General features: G+C 73.9%; 12 protein-coding genes. 5 read left to right on the forward strand and 7 right to left on the reverse strand.

The features are described from left to right. Positions 1-113: 113 nt before the first annotated feature. A complete protein-coding gene (locus ACFYO9_RS36725; protein ID WP_358778021.1) occupies positions 114-2234 on the forward strand; it encodes a bifunctional glycosyltransferase family 2 protein/CDP-glycerol:glycerophosphate glycerophosphotransferase in 2121 nt (706 codons plus the stop codon). Here ACFYO9_RS36725 and ACFYO9_RS36730 read toward each other — a convergent pair. From ACFYO9_RS36730 to ACFYO9_RS36755, 6 genes are all read right to left on the reverse strand, one after another. After that, the gene (locus ACFYO9_RS36730; protein WP_358778020.1) at positions 2201-5038 is read right to left on the reverse strand and encodes a stealth conserved region 3 domain-containing protein; all 2838 of its coding nucleotides are present in this window, start codon (positions 5036-5038) and stop codon (positions 2201-2203) included. The genes ACFYO9_RS36725 and ACFYO9_RS36730 overlap by 34 nt on opposite strands. Then, positions 5035-6042, reverse strand: coding sequence for a hypothetical protein (locus ACFYO9_RS36735; RefSeq protein ID WP_358778019.1), 1008 nt, complete (start codon positions 6040-6042; stop codon positions 5035-5037). The genes ACFYO9_RS36730 and ACFYO9_RS36735 overlap by 4 nt, the downstream gene beginning before the upstream one ends. A 161-nt stretch (positions 6043-6203) precedes the next feature. Then, on the reverse strand, positions 6204-8456 hold the full coding sequence (locus ACFYO9_RS36740; RefSeq protein WP_358778018.1) for a bifunctional glycosyltransferase family 2 protein/CDP-glycerol:glycerophosphate glycerophosphotransferase: 2253 nt from the start codon (positions 8454-8456) through the stop codon (positions 6204-6206). Between the two features lie 124 nt (positions 8457-8580). Then, positions 8581-9462 (reverse strand): carbohydrate ABC transporter permease, encoded by an 882-nt coding sequence (locus tag ACFYO9_RS36745; protein ID WP_358705834.1) that lies wholly within the window; start codon positions 9460-9462, stop codon positions 8581-8583. Positions 9463-9550: 88 nt separating this feature from the next. After that, positions 9551-10831, reverse strand: a complete 1281-nt coding sequence (locus ACFYO9_RS36750) for a sugar ABC transporter permease (protein WP_355816972.1) — start codon at positions 10829-10831, stop codon at positions 9551-9553. Positions 10832-10901: 70 nt separating this feature from the next. Then, positions 10902-12296 carry an extracellular solute-binding protein gene (locus ACFYO9_RS36755; RefSeq protein ID WP_358778017.1) on the reverse strand — a complete coding sequence of 465 codons (1395 nt, stop codon included), beginning with the start codon at positions 12294-12296 and terminating at the stop codon, positions 10902-10904. Between the two features lie 114 nt (positions 12297-12410). On the opposite strand from ACFYO9_RS36755, the gene ACFYO9_RS36760 reads away from it, so the two are divergent. Beyond that, the gene (locus ACFYO9_RS36760) at positions 12411-12533 is read left to right on the forward strand and encodes a hypothetical protein (RefSeq protein WP_358705679.1); all 123 of its coding nucleotides are present in this window, start codon (positions 12411-12413) and stop codon (positions 12531-12533) included. Here ACFYO9_RS36760 and ACFYO9_RS36765 read toward each other — a convergent pair. Further along, positions 12512-16066, reverse strand: coding sequence for an FHA domain-containing protein (locus ACFYO9_RS36765; protein ID WP_358778016.1), 3555 nt, complete (start codon positions 16064-16066; stop codon positions 12512-12514). The genes ACFYO9_RS36760 and ACFYO9_RS36765 overlap by 22 nt on opposite strands. A 437-nt stretch (positions 16067-16503) precedes the next feature. Here ACFYO9_RS36765 and ACFYO9_RS36770 point away from each other — a divergent pair, with 437 nt between their 5' ends. From ACFYO9_RS36770 to prfB, 3 genes are all read left to right on the forward strand, one after another. Then, the gene (locus ACFYO9_RS36770; RefSeq protein ID WP_358778015.1) at positions 16504-18189 is read left to right on the forward strand and encodes a serine/threonine-protein kinase; all 1686 of its coding nucleotides are present in this window, start codon (positions 16504-16506) and stop codon (positions 18187-18189) included. Positions 18190-18335: 146 nt separating this feature from the next. Further along, complete coding sequence (locus ACFYO9_RS36775) at positions 18336-19571, forward strand: serine/threonine-protein kinase (RefSeq protein ID WP_355816736.1); 1236 nt, start codon at positions 18336-18338, stop codon at positions 19569-19571. Between the two features lie 597 nt (positions 19572-20168). Next, positions 20169-21275 carry a peptide chain release factor 2 gene (prfB, locus tag ACFYO9_RS36780; protein WP_355816739.1) on the forward strand — a complete coding sequence of 369 codons (1107 nt, stop codon included), beginning with the start codon at positions 20169-20171 and terminating at the stop codon, positions 21273-21275. Positions 21276-21278 lie beyond the last annotated feature (3 nt).

A 21278-nucleotide genomic window follows, 5' to 3' on the forward strand; every position in this document is an offset into this window, starting at 1 on the left:
ATCCCCTCTGCCCGTCCGGGGCCCCGCACGGCCGTCCTCTTCGTCCTCCTCCACCCCAACGAGTGACGAACGGTCTTCGACAGGCGGTGTCCGGCTGACTACGGTCGGTCCCCATGACGCGCTTCTCGGTAGTCGTCCCCGCCCGTCGCGTCCAGGGATATCTGCGCGCGTGCCTGGACTCGGTGCTCACCCAGTCCTTCGGCGACCTGGAACTCGTCGTCGTCGACGACGCGTCGCCGGACGGCTGCGCCGCGATCGCCGCGGAGTACGCGGAGCGCGACCCGCGCGTACGGGTCGTCCGCGTCCCCGACCGCGCCGGCCCAGGACCCGCCCGCAACATCGGCGCCGACCGCGCCACCGGCGACCACCTCCTCTTCCTCGACGGCGACGACCTGCTCCTGCCGGGCGCGCTGGCCGCCGCCGACGCCGCGCTCACGGCCGCGGGCGAGCCGGACGTGCTGCTCTGCGCGCACGACCGCGTCGACTGGTGGGAGCACGTACGCCCCGGCGGCGACGACCTCACCGGCGATCCGCTGGCCGTCACCCCGGCCGCCTGGAACCGCTTCTTCCGGCGCGGCTTCTGGCACGGGGAGCGGCTCGCCTTCACCGACGGGGCGTACGAGGACGTGGTGCCGGTGCAGACCGCGACGCTGCGCGCGGGCGAGCGGCTCGCCGTCCTCGACCGGCCGTGCGTGCGCTGGCGCGAGCGCCGCGCCGGCAGCTTCGCCACGACGCCGGGCCGCGCGCACTTCGCCGTCGTCGAGCGGTACGAGCAGCTGCTCGCCGCCGCCGGACCCGGGGAGCGCGCCCGGCTGCTGCCGCCCGCCGCCGCCCACCTCCTGGCCGTCCTCACCGACCCCGGCCGCATCTTGGAGCGCGACCGGCCCGACTTCTTCCGCGCGGCGGCCCGCCTGTACCGCGCGTACGCCCCGACGGACGGCGCGCCCCGCACCGCGGCGGAGAAGACGCTCGCGGCCGGCTCGTACACCGCGTACGAGCGGCTGCGGAAGGCCGAGACGCGGCGCCTGCGCGTCACCCGGCAGCTGAAGCGGCAGAAGAAGAAGCTGCGGGCCCGCGCCATGCGCGCCGCCTACCGCGGCGACCTGCGCCGCGCCCTCGACCCGCACCTCGCTGTCTACGGCGCCTACTGGAACCGCGGCGTCTCCTGCAACCCGGCCGCCATCCACGCCAAGGCCCGCGAACTCGCCCCGCACATCCGGGGCGTGTGGGTGGTCTCCAGCCGCAACAGGCACCGGGTGCCGCCCGGCGTCGAGTACGTCATCGAGGGCTCCCGGCGCTACTGGCAGACCATGGCCACCGCCACGTACCTGGTCAACAACTCCAGCTTCCCCGGCGGCTTCACCAAGCGCCCCGGCCAGGTCTACCTCCAGACCCACCACGGCACGCCGCTGAAGACGATGGGCCTGGACCAGCGCCGCTACCCGGCCGGCACGCACGGCATCAGCTTCCAGAAGGTCCTCGACCACACCGACCAGTGGGACCTCAGCCTCTCCTCCAACCCGCACTCCACGGAGGTCTGGGAGCGCGTCTACCCGTCCGGGTCCTACCGCGCCCTGGAGGCCGGCTATCCGCGCAACGACGTGTACTTCTCGGCGGGTGAGGACGAAGTGGCGCGGATCCGCGCCGAGTTGGGCGTGGACGACGGCCGGACCGTGCTCCTGTACGCGCCCACCCACCGCGACTACCAGAAGGGCTTCCTGCCCCGCCTCGACCTGCGGCGCTTCGCCGAGCGGCTCGGCCCCGGCTTCGTCGTGCTGGTGCGCGCCCACTACTTCTACGGCGCCGACGCGGGCCTGGAGAGCCATCCGCAGCTCGTCGACGTCACCGGGCACCCGCGCGTGGAGGAGCTCTGTCTGGCCGCCGACGCGCTCGTCACGGACTACTCGTCGCTGATGTTCGACTACGCCTGCCTGGACCGCCCGATCGTCACGTACGCCCCCGACTGGCAGGCCTACCGGCTGGCCCGCGGCACCTACTTCGACCTGCTCTCCGGCCGCCCCGGCGAGACCCCGGGGGCGGTGGCCACCACCGAGGACGAGCTGGCCGGGCTGTTCCGGCTCGGCGGCTGGGACACCGAGGAGACGGCGGCGCTGCGGTCGGCGTTCCGGGACCGCTTCTGCCCCTTCGACGACGGGAAGGCCGCCGAACGCGTGGTCCGGCGGCTCTTCCTCGGCGCCGGTCAGCCGGCGGCGGCCGGCTCGCGCAGCTCGTAGGGCGAGCGCACCGGGAAGTACGCCGTCAGGAACGACCGGATGGCCAGCGCCATCTCCTCGTCCGTGACCCCGCCGTCCGGGGACTCCCCGATGCAGAACGCCGTCCGGTCGCGGTTCTGCAGCAGCCGGCCGAGCCGCGCGTGGTCGGCGCGGTCGCCGATGTCCACGAAGTCGTACGCGATGGTGCCGGGCACGGCCCGGCCGGTGAGGTACGCGTAGTGCTGGTGCAGCGACGAGACGAGCGCGATGTCGGTGCGCGAGCGGAACCGGCTGCGGGCCGTGGCGGCCAGCTCGTCGGGGAAGCGCTCGGTGATCTCCGCCAGGATGCCGCGCCGCAGCGCGTACGGGACGTGGAAGAAGCTGTGCGTCGTCGTCCTGCCGAACGCGCCGCGCAGCAGCTCGCGGTTGTTCTTCGCCGCCGCGAGGTATCCCTCGTCCCCGTCGCCGACCGGCAGCGCGGGCACGGACGCCGACGACCAGAAGAAACGGGCGAGCCCGTTGCCGAGGAAGAAGGTGTCCGGGGTGGTGGGGCGGCCCAGGAACATGTCGTCGTTGAAGTAGAGGAAGTGCTCCGACAGGCCCTCGATGCGGTGGAGTTGGGACTCGATGGAGTGCGAGTTGAAGGTCGGCAGGCACGCGTCCGGCTCGGCGAACAGGTCGCGGTGGTCGACGACCGTCACGCCCGGGTGGTCCCGGTCGAGCCAGGGCGGGACCTGGCCGGCCGTGACGAGGTACACGTGCCGGATCCACGGCGCGTACATCGCCAGCGACCGCAGGCTGAAGCGGAGTTCGTCGCGGTTGCGGAAGCGCACCGCGCCGTCGTCGGCGGAGGTGTCGCCGCCGCCGCGCGCCGCGTCGCGCCGGGCGCGCCACTCGGGGTCGGAGTCGTCGACCCAGGTGTAGACGGCGTCGATGGGGAAGTCGACGTCTCTGACGAGGAGTTGGGTGAACACGTCAAGGGTCGGGTAGTCGCGGTCGGCCACGCGCAGGGTCGCCGTCGGGGTGAGCGAGGGCAGCTCCACACCGGCGAGCGTCGAGCCGAACGGGGCGTGCAGGGTGCCCTCGGGCGTCCGCGTCCAGAACGCCACCGTGCAGGCGAGACCCGCGCCGTGCCGCAGGGACAGCGTGGTCGTGGTGACCGGCTTGAAGACCTTGACGCCCGCGAGCTCCCCGATGGCGTCGAGCCGTTCGGCGAGCACCGTGCCCGGCGGCGCGTCGCGCGGGTTGACCAGCTCGGCGTAGACGGGCTGCCCGCCGAGCGCCCCGGCCAGCGCCTTCAGCGCACGGCTGCGGTCGTCCTCGGCCACCGCCAGGGTGTGGGCGGTGCCGCCCTGGGTGCGCACGAGGACGTACGGGACGTCCTGGGCCGCCAGCGCGGCGGCGGTGATCTCCAGGTTCCAGTCGGCCATGCGCGGCGCGAGGACGTCGTCGCGGCGCTCGGCGAGCCGGCCCACGGACCGGATGAGCCGGCCGGTGGTGTCGGCGGCGAGGATCTCTTCTTCGCGGGCGTGCTCGTCCGCCCCGGCCGCCGCGTCGAAGGTGTGCGGGGCGGTGGGCCTGAAGCCGCTGCCGCCGGACGCGACGCCGAGCGCCACCCGGTCGGACCGGTCCCGAAGGCGCTCCGGCCGGTCGCGGCCCGCCACGAGCCGGGTGTACAGCTCCTCCCAGCGCGCGGTGACGTCCGCCGAGGAGAACCGGGCGTACACCCCCTCGCGGGCGGCCCGCGCGAAGCTCCGGCGCAGCGCGTCGTCACGCATCAACTCGTCCATGGCGACGGCGAGTTCACCGACCTCGCCGGGCGGCACGAGCAGCCCGTCGACGCGGTGCCGGACGATCTCGGCGGGCCCGGTCAGCACGTCGTACGCGACGACGGGCACCCCGGCGGCCAGCGCTTCGAGCAGCACCAGCGGGAACGCCTCGTTGTGCCCGGCGGTCATCAGGCTCAGCCCGGCCTTGGCCCACTCGGCGGCCATGTCCTGGCAGGGGCCGAGGAGTTCGACCCGGTCGTGCAGGCCGAACCCGTCGACCAGGCGGCGCAGATGGCGTTCGCGGTGGCCGCTGCCGAAGATCCGCAGCGTCCACTCCGGGTGCGCGTCGGCGACCTCGGCGAACGCCCGTACGGCGTGGTCCACGCGCTTCTCGCCGGTCAGCCGGGCCGCCATCACGATGACCTTGCCCTCGCCGTCCGCGCGCGGCCGGAAACCGTCGGGCACGGCGTTGGGGATGACGGCGAGCTCGGGGGCGGTGGCGCCCAGCGACTCGGCGATCCAGTCGCGGGTCCGTCCGGTCAGCGTGACGAGGGCGTCCAGGCGCGGCGCGTGCAGGAGCAGCGGTTCGCCGGACGGGCCGCGCCGTTGGGTGGGCCGGTGCTCCTGGTGGACGGTGACGACCCGGGCGGGCACCAGCGCCACGGCGGCGGCGAGCAGCGCGGGGGTGGTGGTGACGAGCACGTCGGTGTCGAGGGTGCCGAGCGCGGCGGTCATCTCGATGTCGGAGAGCCGGTCGAAGGTGTCCTCCCAGGCCGGCTTGATCAGCTCGCTGGGCAGCGCGGCGAGGGTGCGGCACGCGGCGTCGTCCAACTCACTTGCCCGTACGGGGCGTTCGGGCGTCACGGTGCGGTCCACCAGGTGCCGTACGGGCAGGTCGCGGGCCTCGGCGAAGAACGGCTCGGCGCGGGTGCGGAAGACCGAGACGACCTCGACCTCGACGCCGGGACGCTCGGCGAGGTGCCGGGCCTGGGTGTACGTGGCGAGCTCGGTGCCGCCCATCTCGTCGCCCCAGCCGAGCAGATACGTGATCTTCATGAGCTCTCCTCCGTGACGGCGGTGATGTCCCAGCACGTGACCGCGAAGGCGCCGGACGCGGTGAAGTGGGCGTGGGCCCGCACCAGTTCGCCGCCGGGCAGCGCGAAGACGCGGAAGGGGGTGGGATAGGCGGCGGACGGATCGCGCACGTCGGACAGCCATCGGCCCAGCGGATGCGGCCCCACCTGGAAGTCCCACACCCACTGCCCGGCCCCCGCCCCGGCCATCGCCCCGAGCGGCACCCGCAGTGTGAACGCCTCGCCCTGCCACGCCACTTCGGCCGGTACGACGATTCCGTCCCGCCGCCGCACGGCGTGCGCCCGCCCCACCCCGGCGCCCCCGGAGCCCGCAGCGCCCGCGACGAGCCGCCCATGCACCGTGATGCCGTCCGCGGCCGGCACGAACCGCACCAGCTCCGCGCGCGGCAGCGACCGGGTCGCCTGCAGCACGGCCCGCCCGGTGCGGCTCCGCACGACCCGCGCCAGGGTGCCGGTCAGCGGGTCGGGTGCGTGCGGCGCGGTCGGCGTCGCGGGCGGCGCACCGGCCTCGACGGTGGTGAGCCCGGCGCGCCGCACCCGCCCTCCGGCGTCCCGCGCCTCGACGGTGAGCCGCCACACGCCGTCCCGCAGGTCGCGCAGGGTGGCCGTGGCGGTGAGCAGCGGCGTGCCGCCGGTGTGCGGCTCGTGGACGAGGGGGACGGCGATCCTGCGGCGGCCGCGGGTGAGCAGCAGCCGGGCCTGACCGGGCCCGTCGAGGACGGTCCCGGCGGCGAGGGCGACGTTGAGCGTGCGGCTGTCGCGCAGGGAGAGGTGCACGGGGGTCAGGAGGGGGGACCGGAGCGCCGGCCGGTCCCGCCCGGCCACGGGCCCGGCGCCGCGCACCCGCCCCGCCACCGCCCTCTCCAGCCGGAAACGTGAGCTCCGCGCGGTGGCGCGCAGCCGCCGGACGAAGGGGGGCGGCGGTGGTCCGGGGCGGCGGGGCGGAGTGAACCACATCTGGTGCATCTGTCCACTTTGACCGCTCGCGCCCGGGAGCTCTCGCGCTGCTACGCCATTCTCGCCGGACCCGCCCCCGGGCCCGCCCCCGGACCTACCCCCAGGCCCGTCCGCGGACCCGCCCCCGAAGCCTGCTCGCAGCACGGGTCAGCCCCGCCGTTCGGGGCGGCTCACCGCTGCGGGGAACGCTGGAGGCCCTGGTACGGCACCCGGTCGGGCCGTGGCCCGACCGCGGGCGCCGGATACCGCTCGGCCTGCGGCACCACGGCCGGCAGCCCACCCGTCTCACCGAGCACCACATGGCGTACGACGCGCTCCGCCGCGCCCCCGTCGTCGTACGCGCAGAACCGCTCGCGGAACGCCCGCCGCAGCTGCGCCGAGCGGGAGCCCGCCCAGTGTCCGGTGACGAAGATGTCGGTCAGCTCGTCCTGGCCGCGCGCGACCGCGCCCGGCGGGAACTCCCGGACGTCGAAGTAGGTGCCGCGGGCCGCCTCGTAGGCCTCCCAGTCGTCGACGTACAGCACGATGGGCCGGTCGAGGCCCGCGTAGTCGAACATCAGAGACGAGTAGTCGGTGATCAGCGCGTCGGAGGCGAGGCAGAGCGACTCGACGCTCGGGTGGTCGGACACGTCGATGAGCCGGCCCGTCGGCTCGCCGGTGGTCATCGGCGCCCCGTAGCGGTGGTGCGCGCGGGTCAGGAGCACGAAGCGCGGGCCCAGCGCGTGCAGCATCCGCTCCAGGTCGAGGGCGTGCCGTTGGCCGCGCAGGTGGTCGCGGTGGGTCGGCGCGTACAGCACGGCGACCGCGCCGTGCGGGATGCCGAGGCTCGCCCGCAACCGGGTGACCTCGGCCGACGTCGCGCGCTGGAAGCGGTCGTTGCGCGGGGAGCCGTACTCCAGGGTCGTGTACCCCGCGGGGAACACCCGTTCCCACACCAGCGTGGAGTGGCGGTTGGCCGACACCACGTAGTCCCACTTGTCGGCGTTCCTCAGCAGGACGTCGAAGTCCGTGGCGCGGGCCGCCGCCGGGCGCTCCCGCAGGTCCAGGCCCATGTGCTTGAGGGGTGTGCCGTGCTGGGTCTGCACGAAGACCTGGCCGGGGCGCTTGACCAGTCCGCGGTCGAAGTCGGCGTTGTTCACCAGGTACTTGGAGCGGGCGAGGGCGCTCCAGTACGCGGCGGTGCCGGGCCGCAGCCTGCGCGTCCCGGTCGGAATCGTGTGGTGGAACCGGGGGTGGGCGATCCACGCGGTCCTGATCCCCGGCACGAGTTCGCGCATCGCGGTCTCCAGCGCCCCCGGGTGGCAGCCGTGCCCCCGTCCCCCGTACGCGGCGAACACAGCGTGGTTCGCGCGCACCGGCAGCCGCAACTGCACGCGGTAGTGCAGCTGGAGCAGGGCGCCCTTCACCCGGCGGCGCACGAGCCGCGCGGCCCGTCCGGCACGCCCGCGCAGCCGCGTCACCGCCAGGAGGCAGCGGTACGTGCGGTGCGCGCCGAGCCGCACCAGGGTGTGCCGCACCCGGGCGCCGGCCGGCGCCCGGACGCCGGGGGCGCGGTGGCGGCGGCAGCGGGCGCGGGCCGTGCGCAGGAACGCGGCGCGCGCGTCGCGCGGCGGCCCGCCCGGCCGGGCGAAGACCTCCGTGACGTGGCCGACCAGCTGCCGGAACAGCGTCGGCCGCCAGGCGGCGGACAGCTCCGGGTGCGCGTCGAGGAAGGCGAAGACCCGGTCGTACTGCTCGAAGACGTCGAAGTGGCGGCGGGAGGTGGCGCCCAGGGCTGCGCCGTGCCGGCGCAGCCGGTGGTGCACGCACACCCGGTCGAGGGTGGCGAGGGAGCCCGCCGCCAGCAGGACCGGGTACGTCCAGGCGACGCCCTCGTACAGCCCGGAGGGAAGGGTGAGGCCGGCGCGCGTCACGAAGTCGCGGCGGCAGGCCTTGTTCCAGACGTCGGGCCGCAGCCGCAGCAGCCCCGGCCGGTCGGCGAGGCGGAAGGGGGCGGTGTCCTCCTCGGTGAGGTGGCGCGCGTGCGGGTCGCGGACGGTCTCGCCCGACCAGTGGGCGCGCACGTGGTCGTAGAGCAGGACGTCCGGCTCGCCGGTCTCCTTGGCGCGGTCGGAGAGCGCGTACAGGGCGCCGGCGGTCAGGGTGTCGTCGCCGTCGAGGAAGACCAGGTAGTCGCCGGTGGCGCGCTCCATGCCCGCGGTGCGGGCCGGGCCGGGACCGGAGCGCCGGGGCAGGCGTACGGACGTCACGCGCGGGTCCCGCCCGGCGAACTCCTCGACGATCGCGCCGCACCCGTCCGGCGAGCGGTCGTCGACCACGATCAGTTCGAGGTCGGTGAAGGACTGCGCCAGCACGGACTCCAGACACGCGTGCAGCCAGGCCTGTGCCTGGTACACGGGAACGATGACACTGAACCGGGGCACGGCACATCCATGGGTCGGCGCGGGCGGACGGCCCGAGAACGCCGGACGGCGCGCGTCGGTTACGGCCGGTGCGGCAGACGGGGGACGGGTCCGCGGACGGATGTCTCCGCCCCCCGATGCGCCGCTACTTCACCGCTCCCGCCATCACGCCGGAGACGAACTGCCGCTGGAACGCGAAGAAGACGGCCAGCGGGATCACCATCGAGATGAACGCGCCGGGCGCCAGGATCTGCACGTTGTCGCCGAAGAACCGCACCTGCTGCTGGAGCGCCACCGTGATCGGCGGGTTCTCCGAGTCCGCGAAGATCAGCGCGATCAGCATGTCGTTCCAGACCCAGAGGAACTGGAAGATGCCGAGCGAGGCGATGGCGGGCGCCCCCAGCGGCATCACGACCCGCAGGAAGAGCCGGAGTTCGCCCGCGCCGTCCAGCCGCGCCGCCTCCAGGAGTTCGCGCGGGATCTCCGCGAAGAAGTTGCGCAGCAGGAAGATCGCGAACGGCAGCCCGAAGGCCACGTGGAAGACGACCACGCCGATGGTGGTCTCGAAGATCCCGATCTCGCCGAAGAGTTTCGACACCGGCAACAGCGCCACCTGTACGGGGACCACGAGCAGCCCCACCACGCCGATGAACCACCAGTCGCGGCCCGGGAAGTCCATCCACGCGAAGGCGTATCCGGCCAGCGCGCCGATCACCACGACCAGCAGCGTCGCCGGCACGGTGATCATGACGCTGGACAGGATCGAGTCGGTGATCGTCTCGTCCTTGAGCAGCGTGGAGTAGTTGTCGAACGTCATCTGCGAGGGTGCGCCGAAGACCTTCCACCAGCCGCTCTCGCTCATGTCGGCGGGCGTGCGCAGCGAGCCGATCAGCAGGCCGATGGTCGGCACCAGCCAGAACAGGCCGACCAGCACCAGGAAGACGCGCAGCGCGGTCCCGCCCAGGGCCCCGGCGATCCGCCCGCCCACGGACTGCTTGGCCTTGACGATCTCGGTGGGCGCCGTCATCGCCGAGCCTCCCGCCTCATCCGCCGAATGTTGCTGTGTTTTTCCGGGGGACGACCCCCGGACCCCCAGCCGAAAGACAGGTGCCAGGTCATCGCCGAGCCTCCCGCCTCATCCGCCGAATGTTGAACAGCATCACGGGGATCACGAGCAGGAAGAGCAGCACGGCGATCGCGCTCGCGACGCCCGCGTCCTGGTCGCCGAACGCCGAGTTGTACAGCTGCACCGCCAGCACGTTCGCCTCGTCCTTCGAGGAGCCCGGCGGGATCACGTACACCAGGTCGAAGATCTTCAGTACGTTGATCATGAGCGTGACCAGGACCACCGCGAGGACGGGGGCGAGCAGCGGCACCGTCACCCGGCGGAACACCTGCCACTCGTTGGCGCCGTCCACGCGGGCCGCCTCCAGGAGTTCCCGCGGCACGCTGGCGAGCCCCGCCGCGATCAGGACCATCGCGAACCCGGCCCACATCCACAGGTAGGAGCCGATGATCGCGGGCGTGATCAGGTTCGGGCCGAGCCACTCCACGCCGTTGTAGGCCTCCCGGAAGTTGGACTCGGGGAAGCGCAGCAGCGCCCCGTCGGCCTCCTTCGGCAGCGTGAACGTGCCATCCGCCGACGCCTTCGTCGACGCCACCACGTCACCGTTCTTCACCGCCTCGATGGTGATGCCCGCGTAGCCGAACTCGGCGGCGTCGGGGGCGTTCGGCTTGCCCCGGCCCTTGCCGCGCGTGAAGTCCTGCCAGGCCGTGCCGGTCACCTCGGCCGGGTCGGCCGCGGCGGGCGCCGCGGACTTCGCGTCGCCCGGCATCTCGCCCGGCGGCACACCGGTCAACGGCAGCGCCACCGGCGTGCCCGCCCGCACCGGCTCCTTGGTGACGAACGCCCCGCCGCCCGCCGACTTCAGCGGCGAGTTCATGGCCGGGTGCGCCTGCGGGAACGCCGACGCCTCCGCGAATGTGTCATGCACGCTCACCGCCACCGCGTTGGCCACGCCCCGGTCGGGATCGGACTCGTACACCAGCCGGAAGATGATGCCCGCGGCCAGCATCGAGATCGCCATCGGCATGAAGATGACGAGCTTGAACGCCGTTCCCCAGCGCACCCGTTCGGTCAGGACGGCGAAGATCAGGCCGAGCGCCGTCGCCACGGTCGGCGCGACGACCAGCCAGATCGCGTTGTTCTTGATGGCGGTGCGGATGCCGTCATCGGTGAACATCGTCTCGTAGTTGCCGAAGCCGGTGAAGTCGCCCGACTCGTCGAAGAAGCTGCGGAACAGCGAGTACCCGATGGGGTAGAGGACGAGCGCGCCGAGCAGCACCAGGGCGGGCAGCAGGAACAGCACCGCCACGGTCTTGCGGGTGCCCGTCACACTCTTGCGCGAGGTCGTGACCGGGGGCGCCACCTTGGCGGTGCCCCCGGCGTGTCCGGACGCCACCGCGTCAGTCCTTGTACGCCTTGGCGGCGGCCGTCTCCAGCACCTTCTGCGTGCCCGCCACGTTCTTCGGGTCCTTCAGGAAGTCCTGCAGCGCCTTCCACTCGCCCTTGCCCGGCGTGCCGCCGAAGGACTGCGGGGCCTGGTCCGACATGTCGAAGCGGATGTCGTCACCGGCCTCGATCAGCGCCTTGGCGATGCCCCGCTGCACGGCGTTGGGGTACGCGGACAGGTCCAGGCTCTTGTTGGGCGAGATGAAGCCGCCCGCCTCGGCCCAGATCTTCGCGGAGTTCGGCGAGCCGAGGAACGTCAGGAGCGCCTGCGCGCCCTTGCTGTCCTTCAGCGCGACCGCGGCGTCACCGCCGACCACGGCCGGGGACTCCGTGCCGACCGCCGGGAAGGGGAACACCTTGGCGTCCGTGCCCACCTCGGCCTTGGTCTCGGAGATCGCCAGGGAGACCATGTCGCCCTCGAAGACCATGCCGGCCTTGGGCTGGTCGCCGCCCCGGAAGGTCTGCTTCACCGAGGCGGGGAACTCGGTCTGCAACGCGCCGCTCGCGCCGCCCGCCACGAAGCCCTTCTTCCCGAACAGCTCACCGAGGGTCGTCAGCGCCTTCTTGACCGACGGATCCGTCCACTTGATCTTGTGGGCGGCCAGCTGGTCGTACTTCTCCGGACCCGCCTGCGAGAGGTAGATGTTCTCGAACCAGTCGGTGAGCGTCCACGCCTCGGCGCCCGCCACCGACACCGGCGGCACCCCGGAGTCGTAGACGGTCTGCGCGGTCTTCATGAAGTCGTCCCAGGTCTTGGGCGCGCTCACGCCCGCGTTCTCGAAGACCCGGGTGTTGTACCAGACCAGCGACTTGTTGGCGGCCTTGAAGTACACGCCGTACTGCTTGCCGTCGACGGCTCCGAGGTCCCGCCAGCCCTTGGCGTAGTTCTTGTCGAGCTGCTTCTGCGCCTCGGGGCCGACCGGCTTGGCCCACTTGTTCGCCACGGCCTGCTCGATCGCGCCGACCTGCGGCAGCATCGCGACGTCCGGCGGCTGCCCGCCCGCCACCTTCGACTCCAGGAAGCTGATGATGGGGTCCTGCGCGGGCACGAAGGAGACCTTGGCGCCCGTCCGCTTCTCGAACTCGTCGAGAACCTTCAGGAAGACCTTGCGCTCCGCGCCGCCCCAGACGGCGGCCACGGAGATGTTCTCCCCGTCCAGCTTGGGCAGTTGCAGGGAGGAGTTGGTGTCCTTGCCCCCGCCCTTGTTGCCGTCGCCGTCGTCCTTGTCGTCGTCCCCGCCGCAGGCGGTGACGGTGAACGCGAGCGCGCCCGCGACGACGGCCGAGGCGATCCTGGCGGTGGTACGCCGATGTAGCGGTGCCCTGCGTGTACGAAGAGTGCTGCGCATCACTGCCCCGTTCTCTTCCCTGGCGAGTCCCGTGCGCTCTGGTCTACGCCCGCGCGGGGAGGGGCGGCAAGATGGCCTGCGCTGTCAACTCGTCGATCGTGATGGCGTTGTGACGTGGCGTCATGGCCGACAGGCGCCGCCCGCGGGGAGCGGCGGCACCTGATCCGCGTCAGCAGGGACGGCACCGTCCGCGTCAGCAGGGACGGCACCATCCGTTACAGCAGGGACGGCACCTGATCCGCGGAGACCGACCGGGCGGCCCGCTCCAACGCGCTGGCCAGCAGCGCCAGATCGGTCGGTCCGTTCCCGAGCTCCCGCACCGGGCGCCGGGCCGGCGGGTCGCCCATCCGCTCCCACTCGAGCGGCACCACCGTGGGCCGCAGCGTGGCCGTGCGGGGGATCCGGCCCGTCACCCGGCCCGCCTGGAAGGCGGTGGCCCGTCCGTCGGGCGTACGGAGTTCACCGCGGCCCGGCGCCGGCTCCTCGGGGCCCGCGGTCACCGCGTCGAGCGCCACTCGCAGGGAGGCCCGCTGGCCCAGTTCGGTCTCCAGGACCCGCTCGCCGCTCGCCGTCGCCGCCACGAGGTGCACCCCGAGCCGCTCGCCGTCCCGCGCGACGGCCTCCAGGGCGCGGACCACCGACCCGGCGGCCGGCCGGCCCGGCGAGCCGAGGGCGGGCGAGAGCAGCGCGTCGAAGTCGTCGACGAGCACCACGAGCCGGGGCAGCGGCGGCCCCGGCTGCACGCTGTGGCGCGCGGCGACGGGCCGCAGCCGCATCGTCGAACTGGACGGCGCGTCGAGATCCCCGTCGGACACCTGGGCGGGCACCACGGCTCCGGACCCCACGGCCCCGGGCATCACGGCTCCGGACCCCATGGCTCCGGGCCCCACCGATCCCGGCCCCGCCTCTCCCGGCCCCCCGGGCGGCTTCGGCCCCGGAACGTCCGCCCCGGCCGCACCCGACCCGGACGCCGCACCGGCCACCGCGGCCGACGTCGACGAAGACGAGGTGGAGCGCTGGGCCACCATCCGCCCGGACACCTCCCGCTGGGTGTGCCACTCGGCGAACCCGAGCAGGCCGAGCAGTTCGGAGCGGCGCTTCAGCTCCGCGGCCAGGGACTGCGCGAACTCCCGCATCCGGACGGGGTCGTTGGCCACCAGATGCGTCGTCACGTGCGGCAGGTCCGTACAGACACCGAGCCCGCCGCCCTGCCGCGCCGCACCCGCGCCGACGCCGTCCCGGCCGTCGACGAGCACGATGCCGAGCTGGTCGGGCCGCTCCGCGGCGGCCAGGGACGCGGCCACCGACCGCAGCAATTCGGTGCGCCCGCTGCCCGCGGGACCCTCGGCGAGCAGATGCGGCCCGTCGGCGGCGAGATCGGCGACGACCGGACCGCGCGGTCCGGCGCCGAGCACCGCGAGGGCCCGGCCGCCGAGGGCGTCGGGGTCGTCGGCCGCCGCGGCCCAGCGCGCCATCAGCGAGGCGGGGGTGGCCCTGGCGAGTCCCAGTTCGTCCAGGAGCCGGGCGGCCTGGGGCAGCGGGGCGGACACGCGCGCGTGCCCCTCGCCGGCCGTGCCGTCCGTACGGAGCGGGGCGAGGGCCCGCGCGAACCGCTCGGCCCAGGCTTCGGAGACGGCGTCCACGGCCGCCAGGGTGCCGTGCCCCGCGGGGCGCCCGCCGGCCGTCCGCAGCAGCCGCACCGCGGTCGCCACGTCGCCGCTGAGCAACGCGGCGGCACCGCACGCGCGAAAGGGCGGGGTGACCGCGCAGGCCGCCTCGTACGTGTCGAGGACCGGGGAAGCGGGGGAGGCGGACGCCGTCTCGGCGAGGCACACCACGTGGATCCCGGCCCGCGCGCCGTCCGCGGCGAGCCGGACGGCGGCCTCGCGCAGCCCGGCGGAACCGGGGTCGCCGTCGACCACGACGACCGTGCGCGCACCGGTGCCCGCGCCGTGCGCGCCGCCGTCGGCGATGTGGTCGTCGAGCCGGCGGATCAGCTCGTCCGTACGGGCGGCGGCCTGGTCGCGGTCGTGGGCGAGGAGGAGCCGGCAGTCCTGGCCGTGGGTGGGCCGCAGATGGGGGAGCCAGCCGAGCCAGGCCCACTCGGCGGTGCGCTCGGCGACGGGACGCGCGCGGTCCGTGCTGATCAGCACGATCTCCAGGGTGTCGGGGGAGTGCAGCGCGGCGAGCTGCGCGACGACCGCCCTGGCCAGTCCGGCCAGCCGCTCCCGGGGCCCGGCGAGGCCCAGCGAACCGGCCTCCCGCAGGCCGACCGTGACCGGCACGGCGGGCAGCAGCCCGCGGGGTCCGTCGGGGGCGGGCAGGGTCCGGTCGACCGTGCCGAGCCGGACCGCGAGCGCCTCCGGGTGGTCGGGGCCGCGTTCCCAGAGACGGGGGCCGGGGCCGAGCGCGGTGAGCAGCAGAGCGGCGGGATCCGGCCACGACTCGGGCGTACGCGCGGCGGCGGCGACGGCGAGCTCCTCCGGGGAGGGGCCCGCCGCAACCGGTCCGCCGTCGGCGCCGGCGGCGGAGTCCGGGTACCCCGCGTGCGGGCCGCCGGACCCTTCGGGGCCCTCGTGTCCGTCCTGGTCGTACGCGTCGTAGACCTCGTAGGAACCGTCGCCCTGGCCGCCGTCGCGGCCCCCGGTCAGGCGCCGGGCCCAGGCCGTCAGGCCGCCGCGCCTGCGCAGCCGCGGCGGTACCGACGTGCCGCGCGCGGGCGTGCCGAGGCGGGTCCGCTCGGCGTCGGGCGCACCGCCCTGCTGCGGCACGACGGGTCCCTCACCGGCCGGTCCGCCGTGCGTCCCGTGGGCGGCGGGCGGTGGCTGATTTCCGTACCCCTGGTACCCCTGATACCCCTCGTACCCCTCGTACCCCTGGTACGTCTCGTGCCCCTGCTGGCCCTGGTAGCCCTCTTGTCCGTCGTACGTCCCCCGCGCCCCCGCGCTGCCGTACGCCGCGTCGCCGCCACCTGGGGCGCCGGTGCCGCCCGCCGCGCCCCAGCCCGCCGCGCCGTAAGCGTGGTGGGTGAGGCCGCTCTGCGGGGGCCGGCCGGCCGAGCCGGGGGCGGGCGGTGTGGTCCCCGCGGGGCGCCGCACGCGCACGTGTCCCTCGCCGTCCGGGGCGGTCGGGAGTGCGCCGCCCGCGCCGGAGGACGGGCTGCCGCCGCCGTCGGTGAGCCGGAGCGCGGACTCGCCGATGCGCAGCAGGGCGCCGGGGGAGAGCCGCGAGGGTTGGTCGGTGATCTCCTGACCGTCCACCGACGTGCCGTTCGTCGACCCGAGGTCTGTGACCGTGACGCGGCCGTCCGGGGCGAGCTCGACCGCGCAGTGCAGCCGGGAGACGTCCGGGTCGTCCAGCGGGACGTCCGCGCCGGCGGAGCGGCCGACCTGGACGCGGCCGCCGTGCAGCAGATGGACGCCGCCCGCGTCGGGCCCCGCCACCACGTGCAACTGGGCAGCCGCACCGGTCAGTTCGGGCCCCGGCTCGGCGGGGGCGCCCAGCGAGAGCACCGCCCCGTCGATCAGCGGGGGCTCACCGAGCGTGCAGCGCTGGGCGTCGAGGCGCTCCGGGCCCGCGTACAGCACGAGGGGGGCGTCGCTGCCCGCCACGGCGGTGGCGAGACCGGAGGCCACCGCGGCGAGCGCGGTGCCCGCGGGGGCGGTGATCAGGACGTCACAGGCGCCGGCGGCCCCGGACGACGCCGCGGGGCGGCCTTGCTGCTCGGTCTGGCCGCTGCGCGGCCCGAGGACGGTCAGCCGGATCTGCATCGCCGTCAGCGGTCCCTTCTGCGCTGGGCGCCCGGCACGGGGACACGCGCTGTGATTCCCCCCACCGCACACGGGCACGTCGGCCAGTACTGGAGGCATCCTCGCACCTGCCACCGACAACACGCCCGGCGGCCACCCGTAAGTGATCTTGATTGGTCGGCTCTGCTCGGAAAAGTGCCTGGTTGGACCATTGGGGATTGGAGTGCCGGATATCCGTCACGGGTCAATTCCGGACCGCTCGGCAACCAAGGGCCGCGGTCGGGCGTCTTTCCACCGAACAGCGATCCGGAATGCCCCGGAAAGAAAAGACCGGGCGCAATCCGACCCGCCGGAGCCCTGTTCGGCGGCATTACAGTGGGTCGGAACACCTTCGGACAGACCCCCGGACCGAACCAGCGTCCGGACGGGACCAGCCAGACCAGCAGGGAGCGCATGACGTGCGGCCGGTAGGCAGCAAGTACCTGCTCGAGGAGCCGCTCGGGCGCGGCGCCACGGGCACCGTCTGGCGAGCCCGCCAGCGGGAGACCGCGGGCGCCGAGGCGGCCGTTCCCGGCCAGCCCGGCGAGACCGTCGCGATCAAGGTCCTCAAGGAAGAGCTCGCCAACGACGCGGACGTCGTGATGCGCTTCCTCAGAGAGCGGTCCGTGCTGCTCAGGCTCACGCACGAGAACATCGTCCGCACCCGCGACCTGGTCGTCGAGGGCGATCTCCTCGCCCTGGTCATGGACCTCGTCGACGGCCCCGACCTGCACCGCTACCTGCGCGAGAGCGGCCCCTTCACGCCGGTCGCCGCGGCCCTGCTGACCGCGCAGATCGCCGACGCGCTGGCCGCGAGCCACGCCGACGGCGTCGTGCACCGCGACCTGAAGCCCGCGAACGTCCTGCTCAAACAGGACGACCAGGGCATGCACCCGATGCTCACCGACTTCGGCATCGCGCGCCTCGCGGACTCCCCCGGCCTGACCCGCACCCACGAGTTCGTCGGCACGCCCGCGTACGTGGCGCCGGAGTCCGCCGAGGGCCGGCCGCAGACCAGCGCCGTCGACATCTACGGCGCGGGCATCCTGCTGTACGAGCTGGTCACCGGCCGCCCGCCGTTCTCCGGCGGCTCCGCCCTCGAAGTCCTGCACCAGCACCTCAGCGCCGAGCCGCGCCGCCCCTCGACCGTCCCCGACCCGCTGTGGACGGTCATCGAGCGCTGCCTCGACAAGAACCCCGACCGCAGGCCCAGCGCCGAGAACCTCGCCCGCGGCCTGCGCGCCGTCGCCGAGGGCGTCGGCGTGCACTCCACCCCGGCGCAGATCGCCGCCGCGGAGGGCGTGGGCGCCCTGCTCATGCCGGACCCCTCGCCGGCCCAGGTGCCCGGGGCCCCCGGCGCCGCCGACCCCACCCAGGTGCTGCCGAGCAACGCGGGTTCGTACGACCCGAGCGCGCCGACCAGCGTCATGCAGAACACCGGCGGCCACGGGGCGGGCTCCCCGGACGCCGACCCGACGTCCGTGCTGCCGACCGGCCCCGGCGCCGCCGACCCGACCGCGGTCATGCCGCCGGTCCCGCCGAACGGCCCCGGCGGCCCGAACGACCCGCACCCCTGGCAGAGCCAGATGGCCGCGGCCCGCGACCGCAACGAACAGACCCAGTACCAGGCGCACCTGGACCCGAACGACGACCCGCTGCGCCGCCGCCCCCAGCGCCAGGTGGCCCGCCCCCAGCAGCCGCCGCAGCAGCGCCCCCAGCCGTACGCGCCGCAGCAGCCGCGCGGGCAGCACCAGCAGCAGTACGCCCCGGCGCCGCAGCAGCACCAACCCCAGCACCAACCGCAGCACCAGCCCCAGCAGTACGCGCCGCCCCCGCAGCCGGCCACGCCCCGGCAGGCCGAACCGCGCCCCGCGCGGGAGCCGCGCGAGCCCCGCAGGCGCAGCGCCAACCCGATGAAGATCCCGGGTCTGGGCTGCCTCAAGGGCTGCTTGTTCACGATCCTCATCCTTTTCGTCGCGAGCTGGCTGGTCTGGGAGTTCAGCCCGCTCCAGGACTGGATCGGCACGACGAAGGGGTACTGGGAGCAGCTGACGGACTGGTACCACACGGTCAGCGGCTGGATGGGCAAGATCGGCGGCAAGTAGCAGCGCACGGACACCCTGCCCGCACGGCAATCCCCGGACGACTTCGGGGATTTGTCGACATCTGCAGGGTGATTTCCGCTCCCGGAGTGAAGGTTGGCGGCAAGGCCGCGTAGTTTTGTCGCCAACACGCATCCGTAGGAGCAGTCTTGACGCGCAAGATCGGCAGCCGGTACACCGCCCACCAGATCCTGGGCCGTGGCAGCGCCGGCACGGTGTGGCTCGGCGACGGACCCGAGGGCCCGGTCGCCATCAAGCTGCTGCGCGAGGACCTGGCGTCCGACCAGGAACTCGTCGGCCGCTTCGTCCAGGAGCGCACGGCTCTGCTCAGCCTCGACCACCCGCGCGTCGTGGGCGTCCACGACCTGGTGGTCGACGGCAACGACCTCGCCCTGGTCATGGACCTCGTGCGCGGCACGGACCTGCGCACGCGGCTCGACCGTGAGCGGCGCATGGCCCCCGAGGCCGCGGTCGCCGTCGTCGCGGACGTCGCCGACGGCCTCGCCGCGGCGCACGCCGCGGGCATCGTGCACCGTGACGTGAAGCCCGAGAACGTCCTCCTCGACATGCAGGGCCCCCTCGGCCCCGGCGGCGCGCACCCGGCCCTCCTCACCGACTTCGGCGTCGCCAAGCTGATCGACTCCCCGCGACGCACCCGCGCGACGAAGATCATCGGCACCCCGGACTACCTCGCCCCGGAGATTATCGAGGGCCTGCCGCCCCGCGCGGCCGTCGACATCTACGCCCTCGCCACGGTCCTGTACGAACTCCTCGCGGGCTTCACCCCCTTCGGCGGCGGCCATCCCGGGGCCGTCCTGCGCCGCCACGTCACCGAAACAGTGGTCCCCCTCCCCGGCATCCCCGAGGAGCTCTGGCAGCTCCTCGTCCAGTGCCTGGCCAAGGCCCCCGCGTCCCGGCTGCGCGCCTCCGAGCTGGCCGCCCGGCTGCGGGAGCTGCTGCCGCTGGTCGCCGGGATGCCGCCGCTGGACGTCGACGAGCCGGACACGGAGTCCGCGCAGGACGAGGAGGCGTACGAGGACTCCGCCCCCGAGCCGCGCGCGAGCGCCCCGCGGCGGGGCGCCGTCCCCCTCGTCCCGGGTTCCTCCTCCGCCGACTCCAACCGCGACACCCACACCTCGATGCGGGTGCCGGGCCCCGACGAGCTGGCCGGCGGCGCCCGCGGCACGGCCCGCGCGCCCCGCGCCTCGGGAGCGGCCCGCCCCGGCTCCGCCAAGCACCGGGCCTCGGCGCGGCGGCGCCGGATCACGCTGGGCGTGGCGGGGGTGGTCCTGGTGGCCGCGGTGGGAGTAGGCACATGGATCGCCACGAGCGACGACGACGCGCCCCCGTCGGCGCCGGGCAACTCGTCCCCTCAAACCCCCTGAGCGACGGCGCGGTCGCGGGTGGGTGGGGGTTGTTTGCGCAGTTCCCCGCGCCCCTGGGGTGGTGGCTCGCTCGTGTCGTGTGCGGGTGGATGGTGGTTGCTCGCGCAGTTCCCCGCGCCCCTGGGGAGCCTGCGGGGGCCTGCGCTGGAGAACCGCGCCCTTGGGGAGTCTGGGGGGGGGGGGCTGCGCTGGAGAACCCGCGCCCCTGGGGAGTCTGCGGGGGTCTGCGCTGGAGAGGGGACGAGACCTCGCCGGGCAACCGAAGGCTGACCCAGGGGCGCGGGGAACTGCGCGGCTAGCCCATGACGGCCCGCAGGCGAAGGCTCAAGGGGCGCGGGGAACTGCGCGAGCAAGCCACGACCACCCGCGGGCGAACGGTTGAGGGGCGCGGGGAACTGCGCGAGCACACGAAGACGACCCGCAGGCGAAGGCTTAAGGGGCGCGGGGAACTGCGCGGCCAGCCCATGACGGCCCGCAGGCGAACGGTTAAGGGGCGCGGGGAACTGCGCGAGCAAGCCACGGTGGTCCGCAGGGGGAGAACGCCTGGCCCCGGAGGGGGCGCCGTTCCACCGTTGCCGGAACCGTTACGCTGGAGTCGTGGCAGTCGTCGATGTATCCGAAGAGCTCAAGTCCCTCTCCTCGACCATGGAGTCGATCGAGGCCGTCCTGGACCTCGACAAGATGAGGGCCGATATCGCCGTGCTCGAGGAGCAGGCGGCCGCACCGTCCCTCTGGGACGACCCCGACGCGGCGCAGAAGATCACCAGCAAGCTGAGCCACCTCCAGGCGGAGGTCAGGAAGGCCGAGGCGCTCCGTGGGCGCATCGACGACCTCGGCGTGCTGTTCGAGATGGCCGAGGAGGAGGACGACCCGGACACCCGCGCCGAGGCCGAGTCCGAGCTCGAGTCCGTCAAGAAGGCGCTGGACGAGATGGAGGTCAGGACCCTCCTCTCCGGGGAGTACGACGCCCGTGAGGCCGTCGTCACCATCCGCGCCGAGGCCGGCGGCGTCGACGCCTCCGACTTCGCCGAGAAGCTCCAGCGGATGTACCTGCGCTGGGCGGAGCGCCACGGCTACAAGACGGAGCTCTACGAGACGTCGTACGCGGAAGAGGCCGGCATCAAGTCGACCACCTTCGCCGTCAACGTCCCGTACGCCTACGGCACGCTCTCCGTCGAGCAGGGCACCCACCGCCTCGTGCGCATCTCGCCCTTCGACAACCAGGGCCGCCGCCAGACCTCCTTCGCCGGCGTCGAGATCCTCCCCGTGGTCGAGCAGACCGACCACATCGAGATCGACGAGAGCGAGCTGCGCGTCGACGTGTACCGCTCGTCGGGCCCCGGCGGCCAGGGCGTCAACACCACCGACTCCGCGGTGCGCCTGACCCACCTGCCGACCGGCATCGTCGTCTCCTGTCAGAACGAGCGCTCGCAGATCCAGAACAAGGCGACCGCGATGAACGTCCTCCAGGCCAAGCTCCTCGAGCGCCGCCGCCAGGAGGAGCAGGCGAAGATGAACGCGCTCAAGGGCGACGGCGGCAACTCCTGGGGCAACCAGATGCGTTCGTACGTCCTGCACCCGTACCAGATGGTGAAGGACCTGCGGACGGAGTTCGAGGTCGGCAACCCGGAGTCGGTGTTCAACGGCGAGATCGACGGCTTCCTCGAAGCCGGAATTCGCTGGCGCAAGCAGCAGGAGAAGTAAAAG

The sequence above is a fragment of the Streptomyces sp. NPDC005863 genome (assembly GCF_042871345.1).
Taxonomy (GTDB): Bacteria; Actinomycetota; Actinomycetes; order Streptomycetales; family Streptomycetaceae; genus Streptomyces.